Annotated in this window: 18 protein-coding genes; all 18 read left to right on the top strand. The window is 66.7% G+C overall.

Annotated features, from left to right (window positions below):
- Window positions 1-518 precede the first annotated feature (518 nt).
- The 18 genes from rpsJ (at window position 519) to rplR (ending at window position 8,897) form a co-directional block, all read left to right on the top strand.
- Window positions 519-827 carry a 30S ribosomal protein S10 gene (gene rpsJ, locus HTZ82_RS02505; RefSeq protein WP_003948644.1) on the top strand — a complete coding sequence of 103 codons (309 nt, stop codon included), beginning with the start codon at window positions 519-521 and terminating at the stop codon, window positions 825-827.
- A gap of 13 nt (window positions 828-840) precedes the next feature.
- Complete coding sequence (gene rplC / locus HTZ82_RS02500) at window positions 841-1,485, top strand: 50S ribosomal protein L3 (protein ID WP_175407584.1); 645 nt, start codon at window positions 841-843, stop codon at window positions 1,483-1,485.
- An 8-nt stretch (window positions 1,486-1,493) separates the two neighbouring features.
- A complete protein-coding gene (rplD, locus tag HTZ82_RS02495; RefSeq protein ID WP_175407583.1) occupies window positions 1,494-2,144 on the top strand; it encodes a 50S ribosomal protein L4 in 651 nt (216 codons plus the stop codon).
- Window positions 2,144-2,467: a 50S ribosomal protein L23 gene (gene rplW, locus HTZ82_RS02490; RefSeq protein ID WP_175407582.1), complete on the top strand. Its 324-nt coding sequence runs from the start codon at window positions 2,144-2,146 to the stop codon at window positions 2,465-2,467. Before rplD ends, rplW begins: the two co-directional genes overlap by 1 nt.
- Window positions 2,468-2,508: 41 nt before the next feature.
- Window positions 2,509-3,345 carry a 50S ribosomal protein L2 gene (gene rplB / locus HTZ82_RS02485; protein ID WP_023587027.1) on the top strand — a complete coding sequence of 279 codons (837 nt, stop codon included), beginning with the start codon at window positions 2,509-2,511 and terminating at the stop codon, window positions 3,343-3,345.
- 12 nt (window positions 3,346-3,357) lie between these two features.
- A complete protein-coding gene (gene rpsS / locus HTZ82_RS02480; protein ID WP_175407581.1) occupies window positions 3,358-3,639 on the top strand; it encodes a 30S ribosomal protein S19 in 282 nt (93 codons plus the stop codon).
- Window positions 3,640-3,688: 49 nt separating this feature from the next.
- On the top strand, window positions 3,689-4,036 hold the full coding sequence (rplV, locus tag HTZ82_RS02475; protein WP_030685471.1) for a 50S ribosomal protein L22: 348 nt from the start codon (window positions 3,689-3,691) through the stop codon (window positions 4,034-4,036).
- Window positions 4,036-4,866 carry a 30S ribosomal protein S3 gene (gene rpsC, locus HTZ82_RS02470; RefSeq protein ID WP_175407580.1) on the top strand — a complete coding sequence of 277 codons (831 nt, stop codon included), beginning with the start codon at window positions 4,036-4,038 and terminating at the stop codon, window positions 4,864-4,866. The genes rplV and rpsC overlap by 1 nt, the downstream gene beginning before the upstream one ends.
- A 5-nt stretch (window positions 4,867-4,871) precedes the next feature.
- The gene (gene rplP / locus HTZ82_RS02465) at window positions 4,872-5,291 is read left to right on the top strand and encodes a 50S ribosomal protein L16 (protein ID WP_010473948.1); all 420 of its coding nucleotides are present in this window, start codon (window positions 4,872-4,874) and stop codon (window positions 5,289-5,291) included.
- Entirely contained in the window at window positions 5,291-5,515 is a 225-nt protein-coding gene (gene rpmC / locus HTZ82_RS02460; RefSeq protein ID WP_071273166.1) for a 50S ribosomal protein L29, read from the top strand. The genes rplP and rpmC overlap by 1 nt, the downstream gene beginning before the upstream one ends.
- On the top strand, window positions 5,515-5,799 hold the full coding sequence (gene rpsQ / locus HTZ82_RS02455) for a 30S ribosomal protein S17 (protein ID WP_039656223.1): 285 nt from the start codon (window positions 5,515-5,517) through the stop codon (window positions 5,797-5,799). The genes rpmC and rpsQ overlap by 1 nt, the downstream gene beginning before the upstream one ends.
- Before the next feature lie 100 nt (window positions 5,800-5,899).
- On the top strand, window positions 5,900-6,268 hold the full coding sequence (gene rplN / locus HTZ82_RS02450; RefSeq protein ID WP_003956455.1) for a 50S ribosomal protein L14: 369 nt from the start codon (window positions 5,900-5,902) through the stop codon (window positions 6,266-6,268).
- Window positions 6,269-6,270: 2 nt separating this feature from the next.
- Window positions 6,271-6,594 carry a 50S ribosomal protein L24 gene (rplX, locus tag HTZ82_RS02445; protein WP_175407579.1) on the top strand — a complete coding sequence of 108 codons (324 nt, stop codon included), beginning with the start codon at window positions 6,271-6,273 and terminating at the stop codon, window positions 6,592-6,594.
- The gene (rplE, locus tag HTZ82_RS02440; RefSeq protein WP_175407578.1) at window positions 6,594-7,151 is read left to right on the top strand and encodes a 50S ribosomal protein L5; all 558 of its coding nucleotides are present in this window, start codon (window positions 6,594-6,596) and stop codon (window positions 7,149-7,151) included. Before rplX ends, rplE begins: the two co-directional genes overlap by 1 nt.
- A gap of 5 nt (window positions 7,152-7,156) precedes the next feature.
- Entirely contained in the window at window positions 7,157-7,342 is a 186-nt protein-coding gene (locus HTZ82_RS02435) for a type Z 30S ribosomal protein S14 (protein WP_003956452.1), read from the top strand.
- 208 nt (window positions 7,343-7,550) lie between these two features.
- On the top strand, window positions 7,551-7,949 hold the full coding sequence (gene rpsH, locus HTZ82_RS02430; RefSeq protein ID WP_010473942.1) for a 30S ribosomal protein S8: 399 nt from the start codon (window positions 7,551-7,553) through the stop codon (window positions 7,947-7,949).
- A gap of 21 nt (window positions 7,950-7,970) precedes the next feature.
- Window positions 7,971-8,510: a 50S ribosomal protein L6 gene (gene rplF, locus HTZ82_RS02425; RefSeq protein WP_175407577.1), complete on the top strand. Its 540-nt coding sequence runs from the start codon at window positions 7,971-7,973 to the stop codon at window positions 8,508-8,510.
- A 3-nt stretch (window positions 8,511-8,513) separates the two neighbouring features.
- Window positions 8,514-8,897: a 50S ribosomal protein L18 gene (gene rplR / locus HTZ82_RS02420; protein ID WP_149184900.1), complete on the top strand. Its 384-nt coding sequence runs from the start codon at window positions 8,514-8,516 to the stop codon at window positions 8,895-8,897.
- Window positions 8,898-8,924 lie beyond the last annotated feature (27 nt).

The raw sequence follows: 8,924 nt of genomic DNA, 5'->3' as shown, positions 1-8,924 counted from the left end.
CCCGGATCGGCGGCCCGAGGCCCCGGAGCGGCGCGCCCTGCCGAGCCCACGGAGGGGCGCCCCCGCCGGGTCCCGGGGCGGCGAGCGCCCGCGGCCGCGTCGTGGCTCCGCGTGCCCCGGTTTGATCGTCACAGCCCCCGGGGTATTCTCTTCGGCTCGATTGGCGGCGATGCCGCCCCGTATGGCAGACTGTCCGGGTTGCTCGGTTGAGTGCCGATGCTGCGCGCCTCCCGCCGGGAGGACCGGAAGCGAGTCCCACAGTACTCGTCGCCCCTGATCAGGGGCGGACGTACGGGAATCTTCCGGGAAGCGTCAGCGGGGTACCGGCCAGGCACCCGGTGGGTGTCCTCCCCCGGCTTGCGGTCCTCGGCGGACCGCACCCCCTTGGTTGGGAAATCCTTCGGGAGATCTTCGTAGAGGGAGTGCGACACGCCCGACCGCGTGGGTCGGAGAAGGCAAGAGTGACCAGAGCCCACCAGGTTCCAGAGCGTTACGAGAGACAGGACTACTGAGTAGCCATGGCGGGACAGAAGATCCGCATCCGGCTCAAGGCCTACGACCACGAGGTCATCGACTCCTCGGCCAAGAAGATCGTGGAGACGGTGACGCGCACTGGTGCGTCGGTCGCGGGCCCGGTGCCGCTGCCCACTGAGAAGAACGTGTACTGCGTCATCAAGTCGCCGCACAAGTACAAGGACTCGCGCGAGCACTTCGAGATGCGCACGCACAAGCGCCTCATCGACATCCTCGACCCCACGCCGAAGACGGTCGACTCGCTCATGCGTCTCGACCTGCCGGCCGGCGTCGACATCGAGATCAAGCTCTGAGGTGACGCGCGAGATGGCTAAGAACATTAAGGGCGTCCTGGGCGAGAAGCTCGGCATGACCCAGGTCTGGGACGAGAACAACCGGGTTGTTCCGGTGACCGTCGTCAAGGCCGGTCCCTGCGTCGTCACCCAGGTCCGCACGAACGACACCGACGGCTACGAGTCGGTCCAGATCGCCTTCGGCGAGATCGACCCGCGCAAGGTGAACAAGCCCCTCAAGGGCCACTTCGCCAAGGCCGACGTCACCCCCCGCCGCCACCTGGTGGAGATCCGCACCGCTGACGCCTCCGAGTACACGCTCGGCCAGGAAGTCACCGCCGAGGTCTTCGAGGCGGGCGTCAAGGTCGACGTCACCGGCAAGAGCAAGGGCAAGGGCTTCGCCGGTGTCATGAAGCGCCACAACTTCCGTGGCCTGGGCGCCGGACACGGCACCCAGCGCAAGCACCGCTCGCCCGGTTCCATCGGTGGCTGCGCCACCCCGGGCCGCGTGTTCAAGGGCCTCCGCATGGCGGGCCGCATGGGCAACGAGCGGGTCACCACCCAGAACCTGACCGTCCACGCCGTTGACGCGGAGAAGGGTCTGCTGCTCATCAAGGGCGCGGTTCCCGGTCCGAACGGCGGCCTCGTCCTGGTCCGTACCGCGGCCAAGGGGGCCTGAGGTAACCGATGAGCACCATTGACATCCTTTCGCCGGTTGGCGACAAGGCCGGGACCGTCGAGCTCCCCGCGGAGATCTTCGACGCGAAGACCAGCGTTCCGCTGATCCACCAGGTCGTCGTCGCGCAGCTGGCCGCTGCCCGCCAGGGCACGCACAAGACGAAGACGCGCGGCGAGGTCCGCGGCGGCGGCAAGAAGCCGTACCGCCAGAAGGGCACCGGCCGCGCCCGCCAGGGTTCGACCCGCGCGCCGCAGTTCGCCGGCGGTGGCGTCGTCCACGGCCCCGTGCCGCGCGACTACTCGCAGCGGACCCCGAAGAAGATGAAGGCCGCCGCCCTGCGCGGTGCCCTCTCCGACCGGGCCCGCCACTCCCGTATCCACGTCGTCACCGGCGTGGTCGAGGGCGAGGTCTCCACCAAGGCCGCCAAGACGCTGTTCGGCAAGATCTCGGAGCGCAAGAACCTGCTCCTGGTCGCCGAGCGCTCCGACGAGGCCGCGTGGCTGTCCGCCCGCAACCTGCCCCAGGTGCACATCCTGGAGCCGGGCCAGCTGAACACGTACGACGTGCTCGTCTCCGACGACGTGGTCTTCACCCAGGCCGCTCTCGAGTCCTTCGTGTCTGGCCCCAAGGCCGTTGAGACCGAAGGGAGCGACGCCTGATGACTGAGGCCGTCGTCACCAGCAAGACCTTCACGGACCCGCGCGACATTCTCGTCAAGCCGGTTGTCTCCGAGAAGAGCTACGCACTCCTTGACGAGAACAAGTACACGTTCGTCGTCGACCCGCGCGCCAACAAGACCCAGATCAAGCAGGCCGTCGAGGCGGTCTTCTCGGTCAAGGTCACCGGGGTCAACACGATCAACCGCCAGGGCAAGCGCAAGCGCACCCGCACGGGCTTCGGCAAGCGTGCCAACACCAAGCGCGCGATCGTGACCCTTGCCGAGGGCAGCCGTATCGACATCTTCGGCGGTCCGACCGCCTAAGGGCGGTCCGGATCGTCCGAATATCGGACGAGGACTGAGAAATGGGTATCCGCAAGTACAAGCCGACGACTCCGGGCCGTCGTGGCTCCAGCGTCGCCGACTTTGTCGAGATCACGCGGTCCACGCCGGAGAAGTCGCTGGTCCGCCCCCTGCACAGCAAGGGCGGCCGTAACAACACCGGTCGTGTGACCGTCCGCCACCAGGGCGGTGGCCACAAGCGCGCCTACCGAGTGATCGACTTCCGTCGTCACGACAAGGACGGCGTGCCGGCGAAGGTCGCGCACATCGAGTACGACCCGAACCGCACCGCGCGCATCGCGCTCCTGCACTACGCGGACGGCGAGAAGCGCTACATCATCGCCCCCCGTGGCCTGAACCAGGGCGACAGGATCGAGAACGGTCCCGGCGCCGACATCAAGCCCGGCAACAACCTGGCCCTCCGCAACATCCCGGTCGGTACCACGATCCACGCGATCGAGCTCCGTCCCGGCGGTGGCGCCAAGTTCGCCCGCTCCGCGGGTGCCTCCGTGCAGCTGCTCGCGAAGGAGGGCTCGATGGCCCACCTCCGCATGCCGTCCGGTGAGATCCGCCTGGTCGACGTCCGCTGCCGCGCCACCATCGGCGAGGTCGGCAACGCCGAGCAGTCGAACATCAACTGGGGCAAGGCCGGCCGCAAGCGCTGGCTGGGCGTTCGCCCGACCGTCCGCGGTGTGGCGATGAACCCGGTTGACCACCCGCACGGTGGTGGTGAGGGCAAGACCTCCGGTGGTCGCCACCCGGTCTCCCCGTGGGGTCAGAAGGAGGGTCGTACTCGTTCTCCCAAGAAGGCGAGCAACAAGTACATCGTCCGCCGCCGCAAGACGAACAAGAAGCGCTAGGAGCGGGTTTAGATGCCGCGCAGTCTCAAGAAGGGGCCCTTCGTCGACGACCACCTGATCAAGAAGGTGGACGTACAGAACGAGGCAGGCACCAAGAACGTCATCAAGACCTGGTCCCGTCGCTCGATGATCGTCCCGGCCATGCTCGGCCACACGATCGCGGTGCACAACGGTAAGACCCACGTCCCGGTGTTCGTCACCGAGTCGATGGTCGGCCACAAGCTCGGCGAGTTCTCGCCGACGCGCACCTTCCGGGGTCACGTCAAGGAAGACCGGAAGTCGAAGCGCCGCTAACGCGGGGTGACAGACCATGACGAACGTGTCAGACACTGAAGGGACAACCATGGAAGCCAGGGCCCAGGCGCGGTACATCCGCGTCACGCCCATGAAGGCCCGCCGCGTGGTGGACCTCATCCGTGGCATGGACGCCACGGAGGCTCAGGCGGTCCTGCGTTTCGCCCCGCAGGCCGCGAGCGTGCCGGTCGGCAAGGTGCTGGACAGCGCCATCGCCAACGCCGCGCACAACTACGACCACACGGACGCCTCTTCGCTGTACATCAGCGAGGCGTACGTCGACGAGGGCCCGACCCTGAAGCGGTTCCGTCCGCGTGCCCAGGGCCGTGCCTACCGGATCCGCAAGCGGACCAGCCACATCACCGTGGTCGTCAGCAGCAAGGAAGGAACCCGGTAATGGGCCAGAAGGTAAACCCGCACGGGTTCCGGCTCGGCATCACCACCGACTTCAAGTCGCGCTGGTACGCCGACAAGCTGTACAAGGACTACGTCAAGGAAGACGTCGCCATCCGTCGGATGATGACGTCCGGCATGGAGCGCGCCGGCATCTCGAAGGTGGAGATCGAGCGCACCCGTGACCGCGTCCGCGTGGACATCCACACCGCCCGCCCGGGCATCGTCATCGGCCGCCGTGGCGCCGAGGCCGACCGCATCCGCGGCGACCTCGAGAAGCTCACGGGCAAGCAGGTCCAGCTGAACATCCTCGAGGTCAAGAACCCCGAGGTCGACGCTCAGCTCGTGGCCCAGGCCGTTGCCGAGCAGCTGTCCTCCCGCGTCTCCTTCCGCCGCGCCATGCGCAAGAGCATGCAGTCGGCCATGAAGGCGGGCGCCAAGGGCATCAAGATCCAGTGTGGTGGCCGTCTCGGCGGCGCCGAGATGTCCCGCTCGGAGTTCTACCGCGAGGGCCGTGTGCCGCTGCACACGCTCCGCGCGAACGTCGAGTACGGCTTCTTCGAGGCCAAGACCACCTTCGGCCGCATCGGCGTGAAGGTCTGGATCTACAAGGGCGACGTCAAGAACATCGCCGAGGTTCGCGCCGAGAACGCCGCCGCCCGCGCCGGCAACCGCCCGGCCCGTGGCGGTGCCGACCGCCCGGCCCGTGGTGGCCGTGGCGAGCGTGGCGGTCGCGGCCGCAAGCCGCAGCAGCAGGCACCCGCCGCCGAGGCCCCCAAGGCCGAGGCCGCTGCCGCTGCTCCGGCTGAGAGCAGCACCGGAACGGAGGCCTGACCGTCATGCTGATCCCCCGTAGGGTCAAGCACCGCAAGCAGCACCACCCCAAGCGGAGCGGTATGTCCAAGGGTGGTACGCAGGTTGCGTTCGGCGAGTACGGCATTCAGGCCATCACTCCGGCGTACGTGACCAACCGCCAGATCGAGGCGGCTCGTATCGCGATGACCCGCCACATCAAGCGTGGCGGCAAGGTCTGGATCAACATCTACCCGGACCGCCCGCTCACGAAGAAGCCCGCCGAGACCCGCATGGGTTCCGGTAAGGGCTCCCCGGAGTGGTGGGTCGCGAACGTCAAGCCCGGTCGGGTGATGTTCGAGCTGTCCTACCCGAACGAGAAGATTGCGCGTGAGGCGCTTACCCGCGCTGCTCACAAGCTTCCGATGAAGTGCCGGATCGTTCGGCGCGAGGCAGGTGAGGCGTGATGTCGGCCGGTACCAAGGCGTCCGAGCTGCGCGAGCTGGGCAACGAGGAGCTTGTCGGCAAGCTCCGCGAGGCCAAGGAAGAGCTGTTCAACCTCCGCTTCCAGGCGGCGACCGGTCAGCTCGAGAACCACGGCCGGCTGAAGGCCGTCCGTAAGGACATCGCCCGGATCTACACCCTGATGCGCGAGCGCGAGCTGGGCATCGAGACGGTGGAGAGCGCCTGATGAGCGAGAGCAACGTGACTGAAAACAAGGAAGCCCGCGGTTTCCGCAAGACCCGTGAGGGTCTGGTCGTCAGCGACAAGATGGACAAGACCGTCGTCGTCGCTGTCGAGGACCGCGTCAAGCACGCGCTGTACGGCAAGGTCATCCGCCGTACGAACAAGCTCAAGGCGCACGACGAGCAGAACGCCGCGGGTGTCGGCGACCGCGTCCTCCTCATGGAGACCCGGCCGCTGTCCGCGACGAAGCGCTGGCGCGTCGTCGAGATCCTCGAGAAGGCCAAGTAATCACTTGAAGGGGTAACCCTTCGAGTTCGTTCCGCCAGGCTCGGCGTCCCGTGGGTTCGCCCACGGGCGCCGGGAACCGGCAGACATTCAGGAGATAGACGTGATCCAGCAGGAGTCGCGACTGCGTGTCGCCGACAACACTGGTGCGAAGGAGATCCTTTGCATCCGTGTGCTCGGTGGCTCCGGTCGCCGCTACGCGGGCATCGGTGACGTCATCGTCGCCACCGTCAAGGACGCGATCCCCGGTGGCAACGTGAAGAAGGGTGACGTCGTCAAGGCGGTCATCGTTCGCACCGTCAAGGAGCGCCGCCGCCAGGACGGCTCGTACATCCGCTTCGACGAGAACGCCGCCGTCATTCTCAAGAACGACGGCGACCCTCGCGGCACCCGTATCTTCGGCCCCGTGGGCCGTGAGCTGCGCGAGAAGAAGTTCATGAAGATCATCTCGCTCGCGCCGGAGGTGCTGTAAGCATGAAGATCAAGAAGGGCGACCTGGTCCAGGTCATCACCGGCAAGGACAAGGGCAAGCAGGGCAAGGTCATCGCGGCCTACCCCCGCGAGGACCGCGTCCTGGTCGAGGGTGTCAACCGGGTCAAGAAGCACACCAAGGCGAACCAGCCGGGCCGCGCCTCCCAGGCCGGCGGCATCGTCACGGTCGAGGCCCCCATCCACGTGAGCAACGTTCAGCTCGTCGTGGAGAAGGACGGCAAGAAGGTCGTGACCCGCGTCGGTTACCGCTTCGACGAAGAGGGCAACAAGATCCGCGTTGCCAAGCGGACGGGTGAGGACATCTGATGACGACCACCACCACTCCGCGCCTCAAGACGAAGTACCGCGAGGAGATCGTCGGCAAGCTGCGTGAGGAGTTCTCGTACGAGAACGTCATGCAGGTGCCGGGCCTCGTCAAGATCGTGGTCAACATGGGTGTGGGCGACGCCGCCCGCGACTCCAAGCTGATCGAGGGCGCCATCCGCGACCTCACCACGATCACCGGTCAGAAGCCGGCCGTCACCAAGGCCCGCAAGTCCATCGCGCAGTTCAAGCTGCGTGAGGGCCAGCCGATCGGTGCCCACGTCACGCTCCGTGGCGACCGCATGTGGGAGTTCCTGGACCGCACCCTGTCGCTCGCGCTCCCGCGCATCCGCGACTTCCGTGGTCTGTCCCCCAAGCAGTTCGACGGCCGTGGCAACTACACCTTCGGTCTCACGGAGCAGGTCATGTTCCACGAGATCGACCAGGACAAGATCGACCGCGTCCGGGGTATGGACATCACCGTGGTCACCACGGCGACCAACGACGCTGAGGGCCGCGCGCTCCTCCGTCACCTCGGCTTCCCCTTCAAGGAGGCGTGAGCGAGATGGCGAAGAAGGCTCTGATCGCGAAGGCTGCTCGCAAGCCCAAGTTCGGTGTGCGTGCCTACACCCGCTGCCAGCGCTGCGGCCGGCCGCACTCCGTGTACCGCAAGTTCGGCCTGTGCCGTGTGTGCCTTCGTGAGATGGCTCACCGCGGCGAGCTGCCGGGCGTCACCAAGAGCTCCTGGTAACAACCGACTTCGGTTGATGCCGGGCTCTCGGTAAGCATCTGGTCGGCAGGAGCCCTTCCCCACATGCCGTAGGCTTGCGGGGTTGGGCGCCTGCCGCCCGTACGACTTACTACGCCGTAGGTCCCCGCACCGCACCCGTCCCGCCCATGAGCGGGGAGAGGGATGGCGCATACAGGAAACCCCGGCGAGAGAGGCCGAAGGCCAATTCATGACCATGACTGATCCGATCGCAGACATGCTTACGCGTCTGCGGAACGCGAACTCGGCGTACCACGACACCGTGACGATGCCGCACAGCAAGATCAAGTCCCACATCGCGGAGATCCTCAAGCAGGAGGGCTTCATCACGGGCTGGAAGGTCGAGGACGCCGAGGTCGGTAAGAACCTCGTCCTCGAGCTGAAGTTCGGCCCGAACCGTGAGCGCTCCATCGCGGGCATCAAGCGGATCTCGAAGCCCGGTCTCCGGGTCTACGCGAAGTCCACCAACCTGCCGAAGGTCCTCGGTGGTCTCGGCGTGGCGATCATCTCCACGTCGCACGGCCTCCTGACCGGCCAGCAGGCGCAGAAGAAGGGCGTGGGTGGGGAAGTCCTCGCCTACGTCTGGTAGTCGGGAACGGAGGAAAAGCCAATGTCGCGTATCGGCAAGCTCCCCATCCAGGTTCCCGCCGGTGTGGACGTCACCATCGATGGCCGTACGGTCCAGGTGAAGGGCCCCAAGGGCACCCTCAGCCACACCGTCGCCGCCCCCATCGAGATCGTCAAGGGTGAGGACGGCGTTCTGAACGTCACCCGCCCGAACGATGAGCGTCAGAACAAGGCCCTGCACGGCCTGTCCCGCACGCTGGTGGCCAACATGATCACCGGTGTGACCCAGGGGTACACGAAGGCGCTCGAGATCAGCGGTGTCGGTTACCGCGTCGCCGCCAAGGGCTCCAACCTGGAGTTCCAGCTCGGTTACAGCCACCCGATCCTCGTCGAGGCGCCCGAGGGCATCTCGTTCAAGGTCGAGTCGCCGACCAAGTTCTCGGTCGAGGGCATCGACAAGCAGAAGGTCGGCGAGGTCGCCGCGAACATCCGCAAGCTGCGCAAGCCCGACCCGTACAAGGCCAAGGGCGTGAAGTACGCGGGCGAGGTCATCCGCCGCAAGGTCGGAAAGGCTGGTAAGTAAGCCATGGCATACGGCGTGAAGATTGCCAAGGGCAAGGCCTACAAGGGCGCTGCTCTGAAGCGTCGCCACATCCGCATCCGCAAGAAGGTCTCGGGTACGCCGGAGCGTCCGCGCCTGGTCGTCACCCGGTCCAACCGTGGGATCACCGCTCAGGTCATCGACGACATCGCGGGGCACACCCTCGCGTCGGCGTCGACCCTGGACGCGTCCATCCGCGGCGGCGAGGGCGACAAGTCGTCGAAGGCGAAGCAGGTCGGCCAGCTCGTGGCCGAGCGTGCCAAGGCCGCCGGCGTCGAGGCTGTCGTGTTCGACCGTGGCGGTAACCAGTACGCCGGGCGCATCGCCGCCCTGGCGGACGCCGCCCGCGAAGCCGGCCTGAAGTTCTGAGCCCGGTTCCGTAGCTCAGCGGAAAAC

Origin of the sequence: Streptomyces sp. TRM64462 (genome assembly GCF_013362995.1) — a bacterium.
Lineage (GTDB): Bacteria > Actinomycetota > Actinomycetes > Streptomycetales > Streptomycetaceae > Streptomyces.
The sequence above is the reverse complement of the archived record's forward strand: the minus strand, read 5'-3'. Positions and strand labels throughout refer to the sequence as shown.